This window comes from Curtobacterium sp. VKM Ac-2884 (genome assembly GCF_015350945.1).
Classification (GTDB): Bacteria; Actinomycetota; Actinomycetes; order Actinomycetales; family Microbacteriaceae; genus Curtobacterium.
On the sequence record NZ_JADKSA010000006.1, the window covers coordinates 150,030 to 173,458 of the forward strand.

A 23,429-nucleotide genomic window follows, 5' to 3' on the forward strand; every position below is an offset into this window, starting at 1 on the left:
CGCGCTGTGCGTCGGTCTGTGGAACCCCGGCGGGGCGCACGCGGGGTGTTGTGGAACCTCGACGGGGGAGCGACGGGCGTGCCGCATCCGTCACGTTCAGACCCCGGCCGGGAGGCCCGTGGCGACGCCGCCCCGTGCCTCCCGTCCGCCGCGCGCGGGCTCCACCGCCATGCGGACACGGTCCTGCCCCCTCGCCGCACTGCGCCCGGCGTGTCGTGCGACCTCGGCATCGGACCGCTCGGACACGCGCGGATTTGTCCGCGGTCGCGGTTAGGCTGTTCGCGTCCCGCAAGCAGCTCGTTCGACCGGAGGTTCCGTGGCGGATTCCGACTCCTTCGTCCACCTGCACGTGCACAGCGAGTACTCGATGCTCGACGGCGCTGCCAGGCTCGGCGACCTCGTGCAGGAGACCGCTGCGCAGGGCATGCCGGCCGTGGCGGTGACCGACCACGGCAACATGTTCGGCGCCTTCGAGTTCTGGAAGGCCGCCAAGGCCGGCGGCGTCAAGCCGATCATCGGGACCGAGGCGTACATCACCCCCCGGACGCACCGCACGGACAAGACCCGTGTGCGGTGGGGCGACGGCGGTGGGGACGACGTCTCCGGTGCCGGCTCGTACACGCACATGACGATGTTCGCCGAGAACACGACGGGCATGCACAACCTGTTCCGGCTGTCGTCGAAGGCGTCGCTCGAGGGCTACTACTTCAAGCCGCGCATGGACATCGAGCTGCTCGAGGAGTACCACGAGGGCATCATCGCCACGACGGGGTGCCCGTCGGGCGAGGTCCAGACGCGCCTGCGCCTCGGCCAGTACGACGAAGCCGTCAAGGCCGCCGCCGACTACCGCGACATCTTCGGCAAGGAGAACTACTTCGCCGAGGTCATGGACCACGGACTCGAGATCGAGCGCCGGATCATGAGCGACCTGATCCGGCTGGCGAAGGACCTCGACATCCCGCTGGTCGGCACGAACGACCTGCACTACACGCACTCGCACGACGCCAAGTCGCACGCCGCCCTGCTGTGCGTGCAGTCGGGTTCGACGCTGAACGACCCGAACCGGTTCAAGTTCGACGCCGACGAGTTCTACCTGAAGTCCCCGCAGCAGATGCGGCACGTCTTCCGCGACAACCCCGAGGCCTGCGACAACACGCTGCTCATCGCCGAGCGGTGCAACGTCGAGTTCGACACCTCGGCGAACTACATGCCGAAGTTCCCAGTGCCGGCGGGCGAGACCGAGCACTCCTGGTTCGAGAAGGAGGTCGCGAAGGGGCTGGACTACCGGTACCCGGACGGCATCCCGGCCGAGGTGCAGGAGCGTGCCGACTACGAGGTCGGCATCATCAACCAGATGGGGTTCCCGGGGTACTTCCTCGTGGTCTCCGACTTCATCCTGTGGTCGAAGAACAACGGCATCCGCGTCGGTCCCGGCCGTGGTTCCGGTGCCGGCTCGATGGTCGCGTACGCGATGCGCATCACCGACCTCGACCCGATCCGGCACGGCCTGATCTTCGAGCGGTTCCTGAACCCGGACCGCGTCTCGATGCCCGACTTCGACGTCGACTTCGACGACCGGCGCCGCGGTGAGGCGATCAAGTACGTCACCGAGAAGTACGGGTCGGAGCGCGTTGCGCAGATCGTCACGTACGGCACGATCAAGGCGAAGCAGGCGCTGAAGGACTCCTCGCGCGTCCTCGGGTTCCCGTTCGGCATGGGCGAGAAGCTCACCAAGGCGATGCCGCCGCCCGTGATGGGCAAGGACATCCCGCTCACCGGGATCTTCGACAAGGACCACCCGCGCTACAAGGAAGCCGTCGACGTCCGCACCGTGGTCGAGAACGACCCCGAAGCGAAGACCGTCTTCGACACCGCGCTCGGGCTCGAGGGGCTGAAGCGCCAGTGGGGGGTGCACGCGGCCGGCGTCATCATGTCGAGCGATCCGCTCATCGACATCATCCCGATCATGAAGCGGGAGCAGGACGGCCAGGTCGTCACGCAGTTCGACTACCCGGCAGCGGAGTCGCTCGGCCTGATCAAGATGGACTTCCTGGGGCTCCGCAACCTCACGATCATCAGTGACGCCCTCGACAACATCAAGAACAACCGTGGCATCGAGCTCGACCTCGAGACCATGGGACTCGAGGACCCCGAGGCGTACGCGCTCCTGCAGCGCGGTGACACACTCGGCGTCTTCCAGCTCGACGGCGGGCCGATGCGCGGGCTGCTGCGCCTGATGAAGCCCGACAACTTCGAGGACATCTCCGCCCTCATCGCCCTGTACCGTCCGGGCCCCATGGGTGCGAACTCGCACACGAACTACGCGCTCCGCAAGAACGGTGAGCAGGCGATCACGCCGATCCACCCGGAGCTCGAAGAGCCCCTGGCGGAGATCCTCGGCGGGACCTACGGCCTGATCATCTACCAGGAGCAGGTCATGGCCATCGCGCAGAAGGTCGCGGGGTTCTCCCTCGGCCAGGCGGACATCCTCCGCCGCGCGATGGGCAAGAAGAAGAAGTCCGAGCTCGACAAGCAGTACGCGGGCTTCGAGAAGGGCATGTTGGACAACGGCTACTCGGCCGCGGCGATCAAGATGCTGTGGGACATCCTGTTGCCGTTCTCCGACTACGCCTTCAACAAGGCGCACTCCGCCGCGTACGGTGTCGTCTCGTTCTGGACCGCCTACCTCAAGGCGCACTACCCGGCCGAGTACATGGCGGCGCTGCTCACCTCGGTGGGCGATGCCCGCGACAAGCTCGCGCTGTACCTCAACGAGTGCCGCCGCATGGGCATCAAGGTCATGCCGCCGGACGTCAACGAGTCGATCGGCTTCTTCGCCGCCGTCGGCGAGGACATCCGGTTCGGCATGGGCGCGATCCGCAACGTCGGGTTCAACGTCGTCGACGACATCGTGAAGGCCCGCACCGACAAGGGCGCGTTCGAGTCGTTCCACGACTTCCTGCGCAAGATCCCGATCTCGTCGGCGAACAAGCGGACCGTCGAGTCGCTCATCAAGGCGGGTGCCTTCGACGAGTTCGGCGACTCCCGCCGCGCCCTGGTCGAGATCCACGAGGGCGCGGTCGAAGGCGCCGTCAAGGTCAAGCGCGACGAGGCCCACGGCAACGTCGGCTTCGACTTCGACTCGTTGTTCGCCGAGGTCGCCGAGGAGTCGCCGGCCACCGGTCCGGTGTCGCAGGTGCCCGACCGTCCGGAGTGGTCCAAGCGCGACAAGCTCGCGTTCGAGCGCGACATGCTGGGGCTCTACGTCTCTGACCACCCGCTCGCGGGTCTCGAGATCGAGCTCGCGAAGCACCAGTCGATCACCATCGCCGACCTCATCGCGGCCGACGACTCGGTCGAGGGGGAGACCGTCACGGTCGCGGGGCTGTTGACGAGCGTGCAGCACCGGGTGGCGAAGACGAGCGGCAACCCGTACGGCATCGTCGACATCGAGGACTTCGGCGGCCAGATCGGCGTGATGTTCCTCGGCAAGACCTACCAGGAGTTCGGACCGTCGCTCGTGGCCGACTCGATCGTGGTCCTGCGCGGGCGCGTGAACGTCCGCGACGACGGCAAGGCCCTGCACGCGGTGAGCATGTTCCAGCCGGCGATCGGCGACGCGATGGGCTCCGGTCCGCTCACGTTGTCGCTGCCGGAGCGGCAGGCCACCACCTCCACGGTGACGGAGCTCGCCGCAGTGCTCGGACGGCACCAGGGCGAGACCGAGGTCCGGCTGAAGCTGCTGAAGGACGACGTCGCGCGCACGTTCGAGCTGCCGTTCCCGGTGAACCTGACACCCGACCTGTTCGGCGAGCTGAAGAGCCTGCTCGGGCCGCGCTGTCTGGTGTAGCAGGGATGTGACCGTGGCCGGACACCGGATCTTCGGGACGCCCTTCGCGGCGGTCTACCCGCACTACCTGGCGAAGGTGGAGCGGAAGGGCCACACGAAGGGTGATCTCGACGCCGTCATCACGTGGCTGACCGGGTTCGACGACGCAGCGCTCGCACGGCACCTGGCGGACGAGACCACGTTCGAGGACTTCTTCGTCGCCGCGCAGCTGCACCCGAACGCGCCGCTCATCACGGGCGTGATCTGCGGAGTGCGGATCGAGGAGATCGACGACCCGCTCATGCGGCAGATCCGGTACCTCGACAAGCTCGTCGACGAGGTCGCGAAGGGCCGTCCGATGGCGAAGGTGTTGCGGACCGCGTGACCGGAGCCGACGGGAGCGTTCCCGGCGCCGAGGTGCTGCGTGCCTTCGGGGTCGCCGAGTCCACGCCTGTGCCGCTCGCGGGCGGGCGCGGGCTGACCTGGCGTGCCGAGGGCATCGTCCTCCGGCCCCACGACGATCCGGCGGTGACCGACTGGCGTGCCGGCGTTCTGGCGGAACTCGAACACGCAGCGGAGTCCGAGCACCCGGCTGAGTTCCGCACGCCTCGGCCCGTGGCCGCCCGCGACGGCAGCTGGAGGTCGGGGGACTGGGAGGCGTGGGAGTTCGTGCCCGGTGCGGCCGACGAGTCCCGCGTCGAGGACGTGATCCGGGCGGGCCGTGCCTTCCACCGCGCGATCGCCGGCCTGGAGCGGCCCGCGTTCCTCGGCACGGATCCCGGCGCCGTCACCGCCCCGTGGGCCCGTGCCGACCGGATGGCGTGGGGCGAGGAACCGCTGCCGGCGGACCCGATCCTCGCCCGGCTCGCCGCGGCGTTCCGGCTGGTCCGAGCGCCGTCGCAGCTGGTCCACGGTGACCTGCTCGGCAACGTGCTGTTCGCTGACGGGCAGCCGCCGACGATCATCGACTGGCCGCCGTACTGGCGTCCAGCGGAGTTCGGCGCAGCGATCGCAGCCGTCGACGCTGTCTGCTGGCACGGCTTCCCGATCGGGCGACTGGCAGCCCTCGGCAGGACCGCGCACGGGGCTGCGGCCGAGGCAGACGAGCCGGAATGGACGTCGCTGCTGACCCGGGCGCTCGTGTTCCGCATCGCCACACTGCACCTGCTCGGTGTCTGGGACGCCGCGGCCGTGGCACACCACCGGCCGGTCGTCGACGCACTCGTCGGACGGCGGACGCCCACGTCACCTCGGTAGGCTTGTCCCCTGATGATGCAGCGAATCGACCTCCGCGGCGGCCTGCCCGCCCGTGCCGAACTCCTCCGACTCATGCCGCGCGCCGTGGGTGACGTCTCGCACGCGGTCGACGCCGCCCGCGAGCTCGTCGAGGACGTCCGACACCGCGGAGCGGACGCACTGCACGACCAGGCCGAACGCTTCGACGGGGGAGCCCCGGCCAACGTCCGGGTGCCGGTCGCCGAGATCGCGGCGGCCGTCGCAGGGCTGACCCCCGAACTGCGGGAAGCGCTCGACGAAGCCATCCGCCGCGTCCGAGCCGCCAGCGCCGCACAGGTGCCGGCCGGCTCCGTCACCACCCTCGCCGACGGCGCTGAGGTGCACCAGCGCTGGCAGCCGATGCGCCGCGTCGGGCTCTACGTGCCCGGTGGCAAGGCCGTCTACCCGTCGAGCGTCGTCATGAACGTCGTCCCGGCGCAGGTCGCCGGGGTCCGGTCGATCGCGCTCGTGTCCCCGCCGCAGCGCGACCACGGCGGTGCGGTCCACCCGACGATCCTGGCCGCGGCCGGGCTGCTCGGCATCGACGAGGTCTACGCGATGGGCGGCGCCGGCGCGATCGGCGCGCTGGCGTACGGCGTGCCCGCGATCGACCTCGAGCCCGTCGACCTGGTCACCGGTCCTGGCAACAACTACGTCGCCGCCGCCAAGCGCCTGGTGCGCGGTGTCGTCGGCATCGACGCCGAGGCCGGCGCGACCGAGATCCTCGTGATCGCCGACGAGACCGCCGACCCCGGGTTCGTCGCCGCCGACCTCATCAGCCAGGCCGAGCACGACGAGCAGGCCGGCAGTGTGCTGGTGACGACGTCGGCGACGTTCGCCGATGCGGTCGAAGCCGCCATCCCGGAACGCACGGCCGTGCTCGGGACGGCTGCGCGCCTCCAGACCGCCCTGGACGGACCGCAGTCCGCGATCGTGCTGGTGGACTCGCTCGCCGACGCCGCGACCGTGAGCAACGCGTACGGGCCGGAGCACCTCGAGATCCAGACGGCGGACGACGACGCGGTGCTCGCCGACATCGACGCCGCCGGAGCGGTGTTCGTCGGGCCGAGCACGCCCGTCAGCCTGGGGGACTACCTGGCCGGGTCGAACCACGTGCTGCCCACCGGTGGCCAGGCGCGCTTCGGTTCCGGCCTGTCCGCGTCGACGTTCCTCCGGCCGCAGCAGGTCATCCGGTACTCGGCGTCCGCGCTCGACGAGGTCGCCGCGCACATCGTCGCGCTGTCGACCGAGGAGCAGCTCCCCGCGCACGGCGCAGCCGTGACGGAGCGCACGAACCGATAGCCTGGGCGACGACATGTTCTGCCCTTTCTGCCGCCACCCGGACTCCCGCGTCGTCGACTCACGGACGAGCGACGACGGAACCTCCATCCGCCGCCGTCGACAGTGCCCGAACTGCGGACGACGCTTCTCGACCACCGAGACCGCGTCGCTCAACGTCGTCAAGCGCAACGGCGTCACCGAACCCTTCAGCCGCGACAAGATCGTCTCCGGCGTGCGCAAGGCCTGCCAGGGGCGCCCGGTCACCGACGGCGACCTGGCCGTGCTCGCGCAGCGCGTCGAGGAGACCGTGCGGTCGTCCGGCTCGAGCCAGATCGACGCGAACGACATCGGCCTCGCGATCCTCGCGCCGCTCCGTGAGCTGGACGAGGTCGCGTACCTGCGGTTCGCCAGCGTCTACCAGGCCTTCGACTCGCTCGAGGACTTCGAGGACGCCATCGGCCAGCTCCGCCGTGACCACCACGGTGTTGCGGCTGGCGGGGTTGCGGGTGCGGGCTCGCCTTCGGGTGCCGCTGGCTCGCCTTCGGGTACCGCCGGCTCGCCGGCGGGTGCCGGCGCGTGAGCGGCGTCGCGGAAGGCCTGGTCCGCTCCGGGTACGCCGTCGTCTTCCGGTCGGTCTTCGCCAAGATGGACCCCGAGCGGGCCCACCACCTGGCGTTCGCCGTCATCAAGGCGCTGCCGCACGTGCCGTTCGTCGGCGGTCTGGTCGAGCGGTACTCCCGACCGGCAGCTGCTGACGGCATCACGACGATGGGCATCCACTTCCCGTCGCGCTTCGGCCTCGCCGCCGGGTTCGACAAGGACGCCCGCGGCATCGGCGGCCTCGGCCTGCTCGGTTTCGGCCACGTCGAGGTCGGCACGATCACGGCGAAGCCCCAGCCCGGCAACGAGCGCCCGCGCCTGTTCCGCCTCGTCGAGGACCGTGCGCTCATCAACCGCATGGGCTTCAACAACCACGGTGCTGGTGCTGCTGCCCGACGGCTCGAGCGCGCCCGACGCAACCCGGGCCGCCCGGTCATCGGCGTGAACATCGGCAAGAGCCGGGTCGTCGCCGTCGAGGACGCCATCGACGACTACCTGGAGTCGACGCGTCGCCTCGCGCCGTTCGCCGACTACCTGGCGGTCAACGTCAGCTCCCCGAACACGCCCGGACTGCGCGGCCTGCAGGAACTCGACCAGCTCCGACCGCTGCTGTCCGCCGTCCGCGACGCCGCCGGCGACACGCCCGTGCTGGTGAAGATCGCGCCGGACCTGACCGATGAGCAGGTCGACGCCATCGCCGGCCTCGCGGTGTCGCTCGGGCTGTCGGGCATCATCGCCAACAACACGACGATCTCCCGTGAGGGGCTCACCGCGGACCCGGCCGACGTGGAGGCCATGGGTGCCGGGGGACTCTCCGGTGCTCCTGTCGCCGCGCGCTCGCTCGAGGTGCTGCGTCGGGTCCGTGCCGCGGTGCCCGCCGAGTTCTGCGTCATCGCCGTCGGCGGGGTGACGACCGAGCAGGACGTGCAGGACCGCATCGACGCCGGGGCCACCCTGGTGCAGGGCTACACGGCGTTCCTCTACGAGGGGCCGAGCTGGGCCACGCGCATCAACCGCTTGCGCCGCAAGCGGCTGCGCCGCGCCGCGCGCTGAGAGCGCGCGGGCGCGGCCCGTCCGGCGTTCCCGGTGCCCTCCAGGTTCCGAAATCTCGGCATCTCGCGGCCCTCGGCGGCCGTCTGTGGAACCTCGGCGGCGTGCACGCGGCGAGTCGTGGAACCTCGCCGCGCAGCCCGACCAGCCCGCGCAGCCCGCGCACGCCGGGACGACGAAGCGCCGCCCGGCGAGGCCGGACGGCGCTTCGGGACAGCGACGCTGGGGTCAGAGGGCGGGGTACTCCCCGCGCTTGACCTGGGGCTTCGGCAGGCGCAGGAACCGCAGCTGCCACGCCCGCGTCAGGATGTAGAGGAACGTGCCGCGCTGCAGCTCGCCGAACTTGGCGGTGAGCTTGCGACGCATCGACAGCCAGAGGACCACGCAGTCGATCACGAACAGGGCCACGAACGCCCACACGAGCAGGAGCGAGTACGAGGCGATCGCGGTCTGCGAGGCGGCGAACCCGACGATCAGGAACAGCACGAGCACCGGCATCATGATCTCGCCGACGTTCCAGCGCGCGTCGATCCAGTTGCGGAGGAAGCGACGCTGCTCACCGCGGTCCTTCGCCGGCAGGTAGCGCTCCTCGCCGTTGGCCATGCCGACCCGGGCACGCTCGCGGTCGGAGTTGAGACGCGCGCGGGCGGCCTTCTTGTCGACCGGCGTGTTGCCGACGAGGGGGCGGCGGTTCGCTGCCTCGCGCTCACGGCGGGACGGCGTCGGGCGGCCCTTGCCCTGCTCGAGGAGTTCTTCCTCGGTGGGGTTCACGGTCGTGTTGGTCTTGGGGGCTGCCTTCGCCACGGTGCGTTCCTAACGGCGTTGTGCGTGCGGGATCGTCCTCTAGATTACCGGGCATGACCGACACCGCACAGCCCAGCTCCGCGACCGACCCCGCTCTCCTCGACGCCCTGCGCGAACAGGTGCAGGGTGCACTGCCCACGACGATCGCCGATCTGTCCGCGCTGGTGCGGATCCCGTCGGTGTCGTGGTCGGCGTTCGACGAGTCGCACGTGCTCGCGAGCGCGCGTGCCGTGGCGGACCTGGCGCTGAGCACCGGGGTCTTCGCCGAGGACCAGGTGGAGATCATCCGTTCAGCGATCAGCGACGACGAACCGCTCGAGCTCGGCCAGCCCGCAGTGCTCGCCGTCCGCCCGGCCCGGACCGGCAAGCCGACCGTCATGCTCTACGCCCACCACGACGTGCAGCCGCAGGGCGACGACGCCCTGTGGGAGACCCCGCCGTTCGAGCCGACCCTCCGCGGTGACCGGCTGTACGGTCGCGGCGCCTCGGACGACAAGGCCGGCGTGATGACGCACATCGCGTCGCTCCGGGCGATCCACGCGCAGTTCGGCGACGACCTCGACCTCGGTGTCGTCCTGTTCGTCGAGGGTGAGGAGGAGTTCGGCTCCCGGTCGTTCCGCACCTTCCTCGCCGACCAGAAGGAACGGCTGGCTGCCGACGTCATCGTGGTCGCCGACAGCGACAACTGGTCGGTGGACGTGCCGTCGATCACCGTGTCGCTCCGCGGCAACGTCACCTTCAAGCTCACCCTGACGACCCTCGAGCACGCCAGCCACAGCGGGATGTTCGGGGGAGCGGCGCCGGACGCCATGATCCCGATGGTCAAGCTGCTCGCGTCGCTGCACGACGACGCCGGCTCCGTCGCGGTCGACGGGCTCACGTCGTACGAGGCCGACGTCCCGGCTCGCACCGACGACGAGCTCGCCGTCGACGCGGCCCTGGTGGCGGGTGTCCGACCGATCGGCACCGGCGAGGTCCTGTCCCGCATGTGGTTCCAGCCGTCGATCACCGTGACCGGCATGGACGTGCCGAGCGTCGCGAACGCCTCCAACACGCTGCTCCCGACCGTCTCCGCCCGCGTCTCGGTGCGGGTCGCACCCGGCCAGCCCGCCACGGAGGCGTACGCGGCCGTCGAGCGGCACCTGCGGGCACACGTGCCCTTCGGTGCCCGGATGGAGATCTCCGAGCCGGACAGCGGCGACGGCTTCCTCGTCGACACGGCCGGCTGGGCCGTCCAGGAGGCCCGCACGGCCATGCGCGAGGGCTGGGGTGCCGAGGCGGTCGAACAGGGCATCGGCGGCTCGATCCCGTTCGTCTCGGACCTCGCGGCAGAGTTCCCGGAGGCCCAGATCCTGGTCACCGGGGTGGAGGACCCGGACACCCGCGCCCACAGCCCGAACGAGTCGCAGCACCTCGGCGTCCTGCACCGGGCCATCGCGTCCGAGGCGATCCTGCTCGCCAGGCTCGCGACGCGCAGCTGACGGTGCTTACAATCGACGCCAGGCGCGGTGAACCGCACCGCCCGGAGGGAGACGCGCGATGAGCGACACCATCACCACCGACGCACCGGTGACCGAGGCGGCCTCGCACGGCGTCCTCCTGAGCGACGCCGCGGCCGGCAAGGTGGCGAGTCTCCTCGAGCAGGAGGGCCGCGACGACCTGCGCCTGCGCCTCGCCGTCCAGCCCGGGGGATGCTCTGGTCTGATCTACCAGCTGTACTTCGACGAGCGCCTGCTCGACGGTGACGTCACCGCCGAGTTCGACGGGGTCGAGGTCGTCGTCGACAAGATGAGCGTCCCGTACCTCGACGGCGCGACGATCGACTTCGAGGACACCATCCAGAAGCAGGGCTTCACGATCGACAACCCGAACGCGCAGGGCAGCTGCGCGTGCGGTGACAGCTTCCACTGATCACCAGCCGATCCGACACGCGAGCGGGGAGCGACCGACACGGTCGCTCCCCGCTCGCGTTCGTCGGGGGATGCGGTCGCAGTGTGACCGGGGAAAACGGCCGGTCAGGAGTGCGGATCGCGGCGATGAGCGTGTCGGGTGTGCGCGAGCGGTACCGAGCTGCGAGTAAGCTAGGAGTGTTCCAATCAAGCTGGGAGCCAGCCAAGTGTCGCCTTCGTGCGGCTCGGCGGGTTCGGCTCCGAGCTCACGTCTTTTGCGAGAGGTAACAGTGCGTTCGAATCGCCGTATACGTTGGGCGGCCGTCCCGGTGGCCGTCGGTCTGGTCATCGCACTGGCTGGCTGCACGCAGCAGCAGATGAACGGATGGCTCCCCGGCACGGAGGAGACGAAGGACGTCACCAACCACACGAGCCGCATCGTCGGCCTGTGGACCACCAGCTGGGTGGTGCTCCTCGCCGTCGGTCTCATCGTCTGGGGCCTGATCATCTGGGCCGCCATCGTGTACCGCCGCCGGAAGGGCCAGACCGGCCTGCCCGTGCAGATGCGCTACAACATGCCGCTCGAGATCTTCTACACGATCGTGCCGCTCATCCTCGTGCTGGGCTTCTTCGCCTTCACCGCGAAGGACCAGGCCGCGATCGAGAAGCCGTTCGACGACCCCGACGCCACCGTGCACGTGTACGGCAAGCGCTGGGCGTGGGACTTCAACTACATCAACAAGGACAACCCCGAGGACAGCGTCTACTACCAGGGCATCCAGGCCCAGGAAGAAGAGAACGCCAAGGGCGCCATCGACGAGTCGCAGCTGCCGACCCTGTACCTGCCGCAGGGCAAGAAGGTCGCGATCGAGCTCTCCTCGCGCGACGTCGACCACTCCTTCTGGATCATCGACTTCCTGTACAAGAAGGACATGCTCCCCGGCAAGACGAACTGGGAGTACTTCATCCCGGAGAAGCTCGGGACGTACCAGGGCAAGTGCGCGGAGCTCTGCGGTGAGTACCACTCGCTGATGCTCTTCCAGGTGAAGGTCGTCACGCCGGCGCAGTACCAGGACTACCTCGACACCCTGAAGGACCAGGGCAAGGTCGGGCTCCTCGGTGACGAGTACAACACCAACACGAACGAACCGAACAACAAGGCGCCGGTCGAGGCGTCCAGCGAGAACAAGTAGGGGCTCGTCAGATGACAACGTCTTTCGTCGGCCAACCGACCCAGACTGCTTCGCCGGACTTCCAGGCGTCGAAGGTGGGCCGGAAGGGCAACATCATCGTCCGGTGGATCACCTCCACCGACCACAAGACCATCGGGTACATGTACCTGATCGCGTCCTTCGTCTTCTTCCTGCTCGCGGGTGTGATGGCCCTGGTCATCCGTGCCCAGCTGTTCGAGCCCGGCCTGCACGTGGTCGCGACGAAGGAGCAGTACAACCAGCTCTTCACGATGCACGGCACGATCATGCTGCTCATGTTCGCGACGCCGCTCTTCTCGGGCTTCGCGAACGCGATCATGCCGCTCCAGATCGGTGCTCCCGACGTCGCCTTCCCGCGACTCAACGGCTTCGCGTTCTGGCTCTACCTGTTCGGCTCGCTCATCGCGGTCGGCGGCTTCCTCACCCCGCAGGGTGCGGCCTCGTTCGGCTGGTTCGCCTACGCGCCACTGAGTGACACGACGTTCACACCAGGGCTCGGCGGCACACTCTGGGTCTTCGGACTCGGCATGACCGGCTTCTCGACGATCCTCGGCGCGGTGAACTTCATCACCACCATCATCACGATGCGTGCCCCGGGTCTGACGATGTTCCGCATGTCGATCTTCACGTGGAACACCCTCGTGACGGCGTTGCTCGTCCTGATGGCCTTCCCGGTGCTCGCCACCGCGCTGTTCGGCCTCGGGCTCGACCGGGTGTTCGACGCGCAGATCTTCAACCCGGCCAACGGCGGTGCGCTGCTCTGGCAGCACCTGTTCTGGTTCTTCGGGCACCCCGAGGTGTACATCATCGCGCTGCCGTTCTTCGGCATCGTGTCCGAGGTCTTCCCGGTCTTCAGCCGCAAGCCGATCTTCGGGTACAAGACGCTCGTCTACGCGACCATCGCGATCGCGGCCCTGTCGGTCACGGTCTGGGCGCACCACATGTACGTCACCGGTGGCGTCCTGCTGCCCTGGTTCTCGCTCATGACGATGCTCATCGCGGTCCCGACCGGCGTGAAGATCTTCAACTGGGTCGGCACGATGTGGCGCGGCTCGGTGACCTTCGAGACCCCGCTGCTGTGGGCCGTCGGCTTCCTCATCACGTTCACGTTCGGTGGCCTCACCGGTGTGATCCTGGCGTCGCCGCCGCTCGACTTCCACGTGTCCGACTCGTACTTCGTCGTGGCGCACTTCCACTACGTGGTCTTCGGCACCGTCGTCTTCGCGATGTTCTCCGGCTTCTACTTCTGGTGGCCGAAGTGGACGGGCAAGATGCTCAACGAGCGTCTCGGCAAGATCCACTTCTGGCTCCTGTTCATCGGGTTCCACACCACGTTCCTCATCCAGCACTGGCTGGGCGTCATCGGCATGCCGCGTCGCTACGCGACCTACCTGCCGAACGACGGCTTCACCTGGATGAACCAGCTGTCGACGATCGGCTCGATGATCCTCGCGATCTCGTTCCTGCCGTTCATCTTCAACGTCTACGTGACGGCCCGGAACGCACCGAAGGTCGCCGTGAACGACCCGTGGGGCTACGGCCGCTCGCTCGAGTGGGCCACCAGCTGCCCGCCGCCCCGCCACAACTTCACGTCGATCCCGCGGATCCGTTCCGAGTCCCCGGCCTTCGACCTGAACCACCCCGAGGCAGGTGTGCCGATCGGTGTCGGCCCCGCGAAGGACGCCCCGGATGCCCCGACCTACGACGCCGCGAAGGGCGAGGTGAAGTAAGCCGATGCGCGCGAACACCAACCTGTTCTGGATCCTCTTCGGGTTCTTCATCCTCGCGGACGCCGCGTACACGATCTGGGCGCTGCTCTACTACGGTCACCCGGAGTGGGTCGGCACCGTGGCGATCGGCCTGACCGGCATCATGTCCGCGTTCATCGCCTTCTACCTCGGTAAGGTCATGGCGTCCCAGGGCGGCGTGCTGCCCGAGGACCGCCCCGACGCCAACATCGAGGACGGCGACGCCGAGCTCGGGCACTTCAGCCCGTGGTCGTGGTGGCCCATCCTGCTGGCCGCAGCGGTCGCCGTCTGCTTCCTCGGTGTCGCAGCCGGCCTGTGGATCGTCCCGATCGGACTCGCCCTGGTGGCGGTCACCCTGGTCGGCTGGGTCTACGAGTACTACCGCGGCAACTTCGGGCACTGACCTGACGCTGCAACGCACCTGACACTTCGGGCGGCACCACATCCGGTGCCGCCCGAAGTGCGTCCAGGCGCTGCACGACCGCAGCACACGACCCGGCGCTGCGAGCGCAGCACACGACCCGGCGCTGCCAACGCAGCGCACGACCCGGCGCTGCCAACGCAGCGCACGACCCGGCGCTGCACACCACAGCGCCCCACGATCTCCGGTCCCCGATCCGGAACAAACGGGCCCGCCCGCGGCTTGACTGGAGCGGACCTCCCACCACAGCGAAAGGAGTCACCTCAGGTGACCGACAAGCGCACCCTCATCATCTTCGGCGCGACGGGCGACCTCGCCTCCCGCCTGCTGCTGCCGGGCCTCGGCACGTTCCTGCAGAGCGGTCGAGCGGTTCCCGTCCAGCTCATCGGCACGGGCCGCAGCGCCCGCAGCGAGGAGCAGTGGAAGGACATCGTCACGAAGTCCTTCGCGTCGCAGGACGTCAAGGGACCCGAGGTCGACGCCACGCTCGCGTCGACCCAGTTCATCCAGGGCGACCCCACCGACCCGGAGCACCTCACGGCACTGCTCGACGCGGCCGAGGCCGAGCCGATCCTCTACTTCGCCCTGCCCCCGCAGATCGCCTCCGACATCTGCGAGGCACTGCAGCAGGTCGAGCTCCCCGCTGGCACCACCCTCGCCTTCGAGAAGCCGTTCGGCACCGACGTCGCGAGCGCCCAGGCCCTCAACGAGACCGTGCTGAAGCTGGTCCCGGAAGAGCGCGTGCACCGCACCGACCACTTCCTCGGACGCACCACGGTCCTGAACATCATCGGTCTGCGCTTCGCGAACCGCCTGTTCGAGCCGATCTGGAACGCCGACAACATCGAGAAGGTCGACGTCTTCTACGACGAGACCCTCGGTCTCGAGAACCGCGCCCAGTACTACGACGAGGCCGGCGCGATGGTCGACATGATCCAGTCGCACCTGCTGCAGATCCTCGGCATCGTGACGATGGACGCCCCGGCGGACATCGACGCGGTCGAGTTCCGCTCGTCCCTGGCCCGGGTGCTCCGTTCGACCCAGCTCAAGGGCGGCGACCCGAAGATCGCGTCGCGTCGCGCCGTCTACACGGCCGGCACGATCGACGGCAAGGAGTTGCCGTCCTACCAGGACGAGGACGGCGTCGACAAGTCGCGGAGCACCGAGACGCTCGCCGAGATCTCGGTCGAGGTCGACACTGCCCGCTGGAAGGGCGTCCCGTTCACGCTGCGGTCCGGCAAGGCACTCGGCACCAGCCGGAAAGAGGTGCTGATCACCTTCAAGCCGGTCACCCGTCTGCCCTCCGGCCTGAGCGGTCGCCCGAAGGCGGACACGCTCCGCATCGTCCTGAACCCGGACGAGATCGAGTTGACCGTGTCGGCCAACGGCGGTGGCAACCCGTTCGAGATGGGCCAGGTCACCCTGTCGTCGTCGTTCAGCGACGGCGAGCTGACCCCCTACGGCGAGGTCCTGAACGGCATCTTCCACGACGACCCGCTGCTCTCGATCCGCGGCGACGTGGCCGAGCGCTGCTGGGAGATCGTCGAGCCGGTCGTCAAGGCCTGGAAGGCCGACGAGGTCCCGCTCGAGGAGTACCGCGCCGGTTCGCGCGGCCCGGCGGACTGGGAGTCGTCGTCCTGACGGACGTGACCGTCGCGCCCTGAACGGGCGGAACTGCGGACGGGAGGCACGGTGCCAGCTGGCACCGTGCCTCCCGTCCGTTTCATGGTCAGCACCACCGCATCAGGCGGGGGTGCCGGCGCGCTCGCCCTCGCCGGTCCACGAGCGGGTGCCGCCGTCGTGCACGGGCAGCCGCGTGCGGTGCCCGGTCGACGCGCCCCGCGCCCGCGCGATGGCGTCCGACGCGGACACGAGCGTCAGGTGCGACAGCACCTGGGGCGTGTTGCCGACGTGGTGTCCGGTGGCGACGTCGATCTCCTCGGAGAGCATGCCGACGTCGTTGGCGTACCCGACGAGCACGTCCATGAGGCGCTCGGCGTCGTCGATCCGGCCCGATGCCGCGTACTGCTCGACCAGCCAGAACGAGCACGCCAGGAACGGGTGCTCCGCGCCGGTGAGCCCGTCGAACCCCGACGACGTCCGGTACCGCAGCACGAGGCCGTCGGCGCCGGTGGACAGGTCCTGCTCGATGGCGGCGACGGTGCCGGTCATGCGGGCGTCGTGGGCGGAGACGTACCCGATCTGCGGCAGGACGAGCAGGCTCGCGTCGACCTCGTCGGTGTCGTAGTGCTGCCGGTAGCTGCCGCGTGCAGCGTTCCAGCCGTGCTCCTCGATCTCGGCCCGGACCTGGTCGCGCAGGGTGCGCCAGCGGTCCACGGGCCCTTCGAGACCGAACTCCTCGACCGCGGCGACCCCACGGTCGAACGCGGCCCAGATCATCGCGCGCGAGTGCGTGAAGTGCCGTCGCGGGCCGCGCATCTCCCAGATGCCGTTGTCGGGCTCCTGCCAGTGCTCCTCGACGTAGCCGAGCAGGGCGCGCTGCAGGGCCCACGAGTCGGCGTTCTCCTCGACCCCGAGCTCGCGGGCGTCGTGCAGAGCGGCCAGGACCTCGCCGAACACGTCGCCCTGGTACTGCGTGTACGCACCGTTGCCGACCCGGACGGGCGTCGAGCCGGCGTACCCGGGCAGGTGCGGGAGCTCCCGTTCCGGCAGTTCGCGCTCCCCGGCGATGCCGTACATGATCTGCACGTCGGCGGGGTCGCCCGCGATGGCCCGGAGCAACCAGCCGCGCCAGTGCGCCGCCTCGTCGCGGTAGCCGTGCGCGATGAGCGAGGCGAGGGCGAGGGAGGCGTCGCGGAGCCAGACGTAGCGGTAGTCCCAGTTGCGTTCCCCGCCCGGGTCCTCCGGCAGGCTCGTGGTCACGGCGGCCACCACGCCGCCGGTCTCGCCGTGGGTCATCGCGCGGAGCAGCAAGAGCGAGCGGCGGGCGGCATCGGCGTAGCGACCCTCGGTGCGCGCCGTCGCCATCCAGTCCGTCCACCACGTCACGGTGCGGTGGAGTTCGGCGTCGACGTCGACGGGCTCCGGGGGCTCGCGGTGCGAGGGGTACCAGGTGAGCACGGTGTCGAGCACGTCACCGTCGTGGATGATCGCGGTGGCCGTGTGCCGGTGGTCCGAGGCCCGGAAGCGGGGACCGCGCACGATGACCGACCCGGGTCCGGCGGTGGCGAGCAGCGCCGGGTCCTCGTCGCCGCCGATCTGGCGCACCCACGGCAGCGCGAGGGCGTAGTCGAACCGGATCCGCAGGGTCTGCTGCACCTCGACCGAGCCGCTCAGTCCGCGGACCCGGCGGACGATGGACGGCCGGTGCGCGCCCACGGGCATGAACTCGGTCACCTCGACGGCACCGTCCGCCGTGGTCCACACCGTCGACAGGACGAGGGTGTCGCCGTGGTACTTCCGGTGCGCCGTCGCCGCGGGGTCGCTCGGGCGGAGCGTCCAGTGCCCGTGGTCCTCGGTGCCGAGCAGGGAGGCGAACGTGGCGGCGCTGTCGAAGCGCGGCAGGCACGCCCAGTCGATCGTGCCGTCGCGGCCGACGAGTGCGGCGGTCGAGGTGTCGCCGATGACGGCGTGGTCCTCGATCAGGTTCGGGGGAGTCGCGGGGGGCGCGGGTGCTCGCTCGGTGCTCATGCCCTGATCGAACACCCGGAGGCCGAGCGTCGTGGCCGCGCGGACGGGACGCCGGCCGTTTGGCGGCCGCGTGCCGTCCGTGTGCCTGAAGCCTCGCTCAGGCCGGGTCGGAGGCGTCCGCCTCGGCGAGCCCGACCCGCGCGAGTTCGGACCAGAGCCCGGCACCGTCCGGTGCGTAGACCCACGGCGCCGAGGTGTCGCGGGAGCGCTCCTGCGCCCGGGAGCGTCCGCCGGCCAGGACCGCCTCGCTCGTGGACAGCTGCCGGATCGCGACGCCCGCGACGTTCTCCGGGTGCTCGCGGGCGAACTCGCCGTACAACGACTCGTCGTGCTGGCCGTCGTCGCCGACGAGCAGCCACTGCACGTCCGGGAAGTCCTTCGCCAGGCGCCGCAGGTTCTGCTGCTTGTGCAGCTGCCCGCTCCGGAAGAACCGGTCGTGCGTGGGGCCCCAGTCGGTGAGCAGGAGCGTGCCGGACGGGTACATGTTGCGGGTCAGGAAGCGCTGCAGGGTCGGCGCCACGTTCCAGGCACCGGTGGACAGGTACACGGTCGGGGAGCCGGGGTGCTGTGCCTGCACGCGTTCGTACAGCACGGACATGCCCGGCACGGGGCGGCGGGCGTGCTCGGTGAGGACGAAGGAGTTCCACGCCGCCAGCATCGGACGGGGGAGTGAGGTCACCATGACGGTGTCGTCGATGTCGGACAGCAGCCCGAAGCGGGTGTCGGGGTGCACGACGAACACGTCCGCCTCGACGTCGCGCCCGCCGCCGGCCGACAAGCGGACGGTGCGCCAGCCCGGCTCGAGGTCGATCGGCACGATGGTGTCGACGACCCCGCCACGGTCGGTCTCGACGACGTGCGAGACCCCTCCGGCGGTGACGGTGACCTCGGCGTGGTCGACCGCGACGCTCGTGAAGCTCTTCCATCCGCGGACACCGGCGTACGAGACGTCGGAGGCGAGGCCACGGCGGGTCAGCAGCACGCGGCAGAGGATCCGGACCCATCCGGGAGCGCCGTAGCCGGTGTAGGGGACGACGGTCGGGACCAGGCCACGGCTTCGGGCGCGGTGCTCGCGGAACTCCTGGACGGCGTCCTCGATGCGGGCCGCGCGGTGCAGGAGCGGCTCGGCCAACGACGGCTCGTGGGGCGTCGGGTCGGGCATCGCCCCATCATCCCATGCAGGACCCGGAAGTCCACGTCCCGCGGCACCTGTGGTGAGTCGCAGCCATGTTCCAGCCGGTCTCTGCGAAAATCGTCATCGTCACACCAACCAACCGCGCTGGAGCGCAAGAGGAGAACACGTGCTCGTCACCGAGGTAACGAACGCTCTGCCGGGGGGATCATCACTGCTCAGGAACGAGCCGGTCCAAGCCCGCAGTTCGGCGCGCCTCGCGGGTCTGCTCGACGCTGCTGCTGCGGTGATCGACGAGATCGGGTTCGAGCGACTCACGACCGCGATGGTCGCCGAGCGGGCCGGAGCGTCCATCGGCACCGTCTACCGCTACTTCCCGGACCGCATCGCCGTGGTCGACGCCCTCGCCATCCGCTGCACGCAGCGGCTCGCCGCGCGCTTCGTCGCGGCGCTCGACGCGAGCGGCGCGGAGACCTGGCAGCAGGCCTGCGACGCGCTGATCGACGAGACCGCCGAGCTGTACCGCACCGAGCCCGGCTTCCGCGCGATCCGCTTCGGCGACACCGCGGACACCGGCACCGGTGACGCCGAGGACCGCATGGGAGCGCTCGGCGCCGCCGTCGGGCAGATCATGCGCGACCGGTTCGGGCTGCCCGACAACGAGCGCATCGCACGTGCCTGGGTCGTGCTGGCCGAGTCCGGCCACGCCGTGCTGGCGCGGGCGCACCGCGACCGCGAGCACCCCGACACGGCGCTCATCGCCGAGTACCGCACCATGAGCCGTGCCCACATGGAGTCGGTGGTCGCCGCCGGCTGACCGCCGCGGGACCCCGCACCCATCCGACGACGCCCGCGCCTCCGAACAGGAGGCGCGGGCGTCGTCGTCCGCGCTGGTTCCGTCGTGCGCTCGGTCCGGTCCACCGCGGTGCGCACCTGTCCGGGACGCGCCGCGTGCCAGAACGGGTGAACCTCTGTCGGACCCGACGGGTACTCTCATCCGGAGTCGGGCTACCTCCGAACAGAAGGGCACCCATGATCGAGTTCCGCTCGGTACGAAAGACCTACCCGGACGGCACCACCGCGGTCGACGACTTCGACCTCGTGATCCCGTCCCGGACCACCACCGTCTTCGTCGGCTCCAGCGGCTGCGGCAAGACGACGCTGCTCCGGATGATCAACCGCATGGTCGACCCCACCTCGGGTTCCGTGCAGATCGACGGATCCGACGTCTCCGGCGTCGACCCCGTGAAGCTCCGGCGGAGCATCGGGTACGTCATGCAGAACTCCGGTCTGCTGCCGCACCGCAAGGTCGTCGACAACATCGCGACCGTGCCCCTGCTCACCGGGGTGTCGAAGGCCGACGCCCGCACGCGTGCGCTCGAGCTCATGGACACCGTGGGACTCGACCGGGCGTTCGCCGACCGGTACCCGTCCCAGCTGTCCGGCGGGCAGCAGCAGCGCGTCGGTGTGGCCCGCGGCCTCGCCGTCGACCCGAACATCCTGCTCATGGACGAGCCCTTCGGTGCCGTCGACCCGCTGGTCCGCAACGACCTGCAGGACGAGCTCATCCGCCTGCAGCGTGAACTCGGCAAGACCGTCGTGTTCGTGACGCACGACATCGACGAGGCGTTCAAGCTCGGCGACCAGGTGGTCATCCTGAAGAAGGGCGGCGAGATCGCCCAGCAGGGCACGCCGTCCGAGATCCTGGCCGAGCCGGCGGACGACTTCGTCGCGAACTTCATCGGCGTCGGCCGCGGGCGTCGGTCGCTGCGCGTCGAGCACACCCCCACTGGCCCCATCGTCGTGGACGGCGACGGGCGTGCAGCCGGGGTCCTCACCGGACCGGTCAACGTCGTCGACGCCGCAGCAGCGGTGCAGGCCGACCCCGCATCGAACCAGGCCGGAGCGTCGCTCGACGCCCCGGGTGCTCCGGCGCAGGGTGAGGGCACGCGGTGAAGTGGGTCCTCGCGAACCTCGACACGATCCGTGACGACACGGTCTCGCACCTGGCGATCGCCATCCCGCCCATCATCATCGCGTTCCTGCTGTCCATCCCCATCGGCTGGCTCGTCGTCCGGCTCCAGCGCCCCGGCGGATCGCGGTTCGCCTCGGGTGTCGGCAGCGGCATCGTGACGTTCGCCGGTCTGCTCTACGCGATCCCGTCCCTGGCGCTGTTCGTGGCGCTGCCGGGCATCATCGGCACCGGGCTGCAGAGCCCGGTCAACGTCGTGATCGGGCTGACCCTGTACGGCCTCGCGCTCATGGTCCGGTCGACCGTCGACGGGCTCACCTCGGTGGACTCGGGGACGAAGTCGGCCTCGACCGCGATGGGGTACTCGTCGGCGCAGCGGTTCTTCCGCGTCGAACTGCCGTTGGCCGGGCCGGTGCTGCTCGCCGGGCTGCGGGTGGTCTCGGTGTCCACGATCTCGCTGACGACCGTCGGCGCCGTCCTCGGCATCCAGAGCCTCGGGTCGCTGTTCACGGACGGCCTCGGCCGTGGGATCTACGAGGAGATCATCTCCGGCATCGTCATGGTCCTCGTCCTGGCGTTCGTGCTCGACGGGATCCTGGTGCTGCTCGGCCGGATCGTCATGCCGTGGACCCGGACGACCTCGGTGTCGCGCCGCCGGGCCCGCCGCGTCCTGCAAGCAGCGGAGGTCTCCTCGTGATCATCGGACAGGCCTTCGCCTGGGTCTTCGACCCCACCAACTACTCCGGGTACAACGCGATCCCCGGCCGCCTCTGGGAGCACATCTGGATCACGCTGCTCGCCGTGGTGATCGCCTCGGTGATCGCCGTGCCGATCGGGTACGCCATCGGCCACACGCGCCGCGCACGGGGCTTCTCGATCGCCGTGTCCGGCGGGATCCGCGCACTGCCGACGCTCGGCGTGCTCTCCCTGTTCGGACTCCTGCTCGGCATCGGTCTGCAGGCTCCGCTCCTGGCGCTCGTCGTGCTCGCCATCCCCTCGGTGCTGGCCGGTGCGTACTCGGGCATCGAGTCGGTCGAACCGGTGACCGTCGACGCCGCCAAGGCCCAGGGCATGACGGGCTGGCAGATCCTGTGGAAGGTCGAGGTCCCGCTCGGCCTGCCCCTGCTGATCGGCGGCTTCCGCGCAGCCGTGCTGCAGGTCGTGGCCACGGCGACGCTCGCCGCGTACGTCGGTGCCGGCGGCCTCGGCGGCTACTTCTTCCTCGGTCTGAAGACCCAGGACTACGCCGAGATGCTCGGCGCCTCCATCCTCGTGATCGCACTCGCGATCGCGTTCGAGATCGTGTTCGCCGTGCTGCAGCGGGCGTCGGTGCCCAAGGGCACCGCCGACCCGTCGGCCCGGCAGCGCCAGGGATCGCGCGAGCGAGCCCGCAATCCCATCCCGGAAGGAAATCCATCGTGATCACAGCAAAGATCCGTGCGGGCGTCGCAGCAGCGCTCGCACTGGGCGTCGCCGCCGCCCTGACCGGCTGCGCGTCGAGCGACCCGCTCGACAGCGGCTCCAGCGCGTCGTCCGACTCCAAGACGATCGTCGTCGGCTCGCAGCAGTACTACTCGAACGAGATCATCGCCGAGCTGTACGCCCAGGTCCTCGAGAAGAACGGCTTCGAGGTCAAGCGCAACTTCAACATCGGGCAGCGTGAGGTCTACATCCCGCAGCTCGAGAAGGGCGCGATCGACGTCATGCCCGAGTACAGCGGCAACCTGCTGCAGTACTTCGACAAGGACTCGACGGCGAAGACCGCCGACCAGATCGACGACGGCCTCGAGACGGCGCTGCCGAAGGGCCTCCGGGTCCTCGACGAGGCCGAGGCGACCGACCAGGACAGCTACACCGTCACGAAGAAGTTCTCCGAGGACAACGACGTGACGAGCCTGGCTGACCTGAAGGACGTCAAGTCGAAGCTCACCGTCGGCGCGAACTCCGAGTTCCAGACCCGTCCGTACGGTCCCAAGGGCCTGAAGTCGGTCTACGGCGTCGACGTCGACTTCAAGGCGGTCGAGGACTCCGGCGGGGCCCTGACGGTCAAGGCGCTGAAGGACGGCACCGTCCAGCTCGCCGACATCTACAGCGCCGACCCGAGCATCAAGGCGAACGACTTCGTCACGCTCGAGGACCCGGAGAACCTGATCCTGCCGCAGAACGTCATCCCCGTCGTCTCCGACAAGGTGAACGACAAGGCCGCGGACGCGATCGACTCGGTCAACGAGAAGCTGACGCCCGAGGCCCTGATCGAGCTCAACACCAAGAGCACGGCGGACAAGGAGAAGGCGTCCACCATCGCCAAGGAGTTCCTGACCGACGAGGGCCTGCTGTAGCAGCAGTCCTCGTGCGTTAGACGACAGGCGTCGGGCAACTGCCCGGCGCCTGTCGTCGTTCCGCAGAGCGGGAATCGGCACATCGGTGCCGCACGGTTGTGCCGTGCAGCACCCTTGCACGTTCGTGCACGGAACATTTCTACAAGTTGTCGAAGTCGGTGGTGACGCGGTACCGTTGAAGAGTCCCAACGGCTGTGACATCTGATGTATCCGTTCCACAGGAAGAC

General features: G+C 69.5%; 20 protein-coding genes. 17 read left to right on the forward strand and 3 right to left on the reverse strand.

All coding sequences use genetic code 11. The features are described from left to right. Positions 1-367: 367 nt before the first annotated feature. The 6 genes from dnaE (at position 368) to ITJ60_RS16425 (ending at position 8,038) form a co-directional block, all read left to right on the forward strand. Positions 368-3,850: a DNA polymerase III subunit alpha gene (gene dnaE, locus ITJ60_RS16400; RefSeq protein WP_216834008.1), complete on the forward strand. Its 3,483-nt coding sequence runs from the start codon at positions 368-370 to the stop codon at positions 3,848-3,850. 13 nt (positions 3,851-3,863) lie between these two features. Continuing rightward, positions 3,864-4,214: a DUF2200 domain-containing protein gene (locus tag ITJ60_RS16405; RefSeq protein WP_194648710.1), complete on the forward strand. Its 351-nt coding sequence runs from the start codon at positions 3,864-3,866 to the stop codon at positions 4,212-4,214. Next, on the forward strand, positions 4,211-5,086 hold the full coding sequence (locus ITJ60_RS16410; RefSeq protein ID WP_194648711.1) for a hypothetical protein: 876 nt from the start codon (positions 4,211-4,213) through the stop codon (positions 5,084-5,086). The genes ITJ60_RS16405 and ITJ60_RS16410 overlap by 4 nt, the downstream gene beginning before the upstream one ends. Positions 5,087-5,098: 12 nt before the next feature. Next, the gene (hisD, locus tag ITJ60_RS16415) at positions 5,099-6,406 is read left to right on the forward strand and encodes a histidinol dehydrogenase (RefSeq protein WP_123340378.1); all 1,308 of its coding nucleotides are present in this window, start codon (positions 5,099-5,101) and stop codon (positions 6,404-6,406) included. A gap of 13 nt (positions 6,407-6,419) precedes the next feature. Beyond that, positions 6,420-6,965, forward strand: coding sequence for a transcriptional regulator NrdR (gene nrdR, locus ITJ60_RS16420; RefSeq protein WP_194648712.1), 546 nt, complete (start codon positions 6,420-6,422; stop codon positions 6,963-6,965). Between the two features lie 65 nt (positions 6,966-7,030). After that, positions 7,031-8,038, forward strand: a complete 1,008-nt coding sequence (locus tag ITJ60_RS16425) for a quinone-dependent dihydroorotate dehydrogenase (RefSeq protein ID WP_416371917.1) — start codon at positions 7,031-7,033, stop codon at positions 8,036-8,038. 225 nt (positions 8,039-8,263) lie between these two features. Here ITJ60_RS16425 and ITJ60_RS16430 read toward each other — a convergent pair whose 3' ends face one another. Continuing rightward, complete coding sequence (locus ITJ60_RS16430) at positions 8,264-8,839, reverse strand: DUF3043 domain-containing protein (RefSeq protein ID WP_260213429.1); 576 nt, start codon at positions 8,837-8,839, stop codon at positions 8,264-8,266. A 53-nt stretch (positions 8,840-8,892) separates the two neighbouring features. Between ITJ60_RS16430 and ITJ60_RS16435 the strand changes: the two genes are divergently transcribed. The 6 genes from ITJ60_RS16435 to ITJ60_RS16460 all read left to right on the forward strand — a co-directional run bounded on the left by ITJ60_RS16435 (position 8,893) and on the right by ITJ60_RS16460 (position 15,749). Continuing rightward, the gene (locus tag ITJ60_RS16435; protein ID WP_194648714.1) at positions 8,893-10,320 is read left to right on the forward strand and encodes a dipeptidase; all 1,428 of its coding nucleotides are present in this window, start codon (positions 8,893-8,895) and stop codon (positions 10,318-10,320) included. Positions 10,321-10,378: 58 nt separating this feature from the next. Beyond that, positions 10,379-10,750: a HesB/IscA family protein gene (locus ITJ60_RS16440; RefSeq protein ID WP_111085771.1), complete on the forward strand. Its 372-nt coding sequence runs from the start codon at positions 10,379-10,381 to the stop codon at positions 10,748-10,750. A 268-nt stretch (positions 10,751-11,018) separates the two neighbouring features. After that, positions 11,019-11,921: a cytochrome c oxidase subunit II gene (gene coxB / locus ITJ60_RS16445; protein WP_111085770.1), complete on the forward strand. Its 903-nt coding sequence runs from the start codon at positions 11,019-11,021 to the stop codon at positions 11,919-11,921. Between the two features lie 11 nt (positions 11,922-11,932). Further along, positions 11,933-13,669 (forward strand): cytochrome c oxidase subunit I, encoded by a 1,737-nt coding sequence (gene ctaD / locus ITJ60_RS16450; protein WP_173168381.1) that lies wholly within the window; start codon positions 11,933-11,935, stop codon positions 13,667-13,669. A gap of 4 nt (positions 13,670-13,673) precedes the next feature. Then, positions 13,674-14,090, forward strand: coding sequence for a cytochrome c oxidase subunit 4 (locus ITJ60_RS16455; RefSeq protein WP_111085768.1), 417 nt, complete (start codon positions 13,674-13,676; stop codon positions 14,088-14,090). 285 nt (positions 14,091-14,375) lie between these two features. Further along, positions 14,376-15,749, forward strand: coding sequence for a glucose-6-phosphate dehydrogenase (locus ITJ60_RS16460; RefSeq protein WP_194648715.1), 1,374 nt, complete (start codon positions 14,376-14,378; stop codon positions 15,747-15,749). Positions 15,750-15,851: 102 nt separating this feature from the next. Here ITJ60_RS16460 and ITJ60_RS16465 read toward each other — a convergent pair whose 3' ends face one another. Together ITJ60_RS16465 and ITJ60_RS16470 are read right to left on the reverse strand one after the other, a co-directional pair. Then, positions 15,852-17,759, reverse strand: a complete 1,908-nt coding sequence (locus ITJ60_RS16465) for a glycoside hydrolase family 15 protein (protein ID WP_194648716.1) — start codon at positions 17,757-17,759, stop codon at positions 15,852-15,854. A 97-nt stretch (positions 17,760-17,856) separates the two neighbouring features. Further along, on the reverse strand, positions 17,857-18,921 hold the full coding sequence (locus ITJ60_RS16470; RefSeq protein ID WP_111085765.1) for an App1 family protein: 1,065 nt from the start codon (positions 18,919-18,921) through the stop codon (positions 17,857-17,859). Positions 18,922-19,177: 256 nt separating this feature from the next. Here ITJ60_RS16470 and ITJ60_RS19025 point away from each other — a divergent pair, with 256 nt between their 5' ends. The 5 genes from ITJ60_RS19025 to ITJ60_RS16495 all read left to right on the forward strand — a co-directional run bounded on the left by ITJ60_RS19025 (position 19,178) and on the right by ITJ60_RS16495 (position 23,202). Beyond that, complete coding sequence (locus ITJ60_RS19025) at positions 19,178-19,708, forward strand: TetR/AcrR family transcriptional regulator (protein ID WP_248703474.1); 531 nt, start codon at positions 19,178-19,180, stop codon at positions 19,706-19,708. 215 nt (positions 19,709-19,923) lie between these two features. Continuing rightward, the gene (locus tag ITJ60_RS16480; protein ID WP_123292493.1) at positions 19,924-20,847 is read left to right on the forward strand and encodes an ABC transporter ATP-binding protein; all 924 of its coding nucleotides are present in this window, start codon (positions 19,924-19,926) and stop codon (positions 20,845-20,847) included. Continuing rightward, positions 20,844-21,560: an ABC transporter permease gene (locus tag ITJ60_RS16485; protein ID WP_194648718.1), complete on the forward strand. Its 717-nt coding sequence runs from the start codon at positions 20,844-20,846 to the stop codon at positions 21,558-21,560. The genes ITJ60_RS16480 and ITJ60_RS16485 overlap by 4 nt, the downstream gene beginning before the upstream one ends. After that, the gene (locus ITJ60_RS16490) at positions 21,557-22,285 is read left to right on the forward strand and encodes an ABC transporter permease (RefSeq protein ID WP_111085762.1); all 729 of its coding nucleotides are present in this window, start codon (positions 21,557-21,559) and stop codon (positions 22,283-22,285) included. Before ITJ60_RS16485 ends, ITJ60_RS16490 begins: the two co-directional genes overlap by 4 nt. After that, complete coding sequence (locus tag ITJ60_RS16495; protein WP_194648719.1) at positions 22,282-23,202, forward strand: ABC transporter substrate-binding protein; 921 nt, start codon at positions 22,282-22,284, stop codon at positions 23,200-23,202. Before ITJ60_RS16490 ends, ITJ60_RS16495 begins: the two co-directional genes overlap by 4 nt. Positions 23,203-23,429 lie beyond the last annotated feature (227 nt).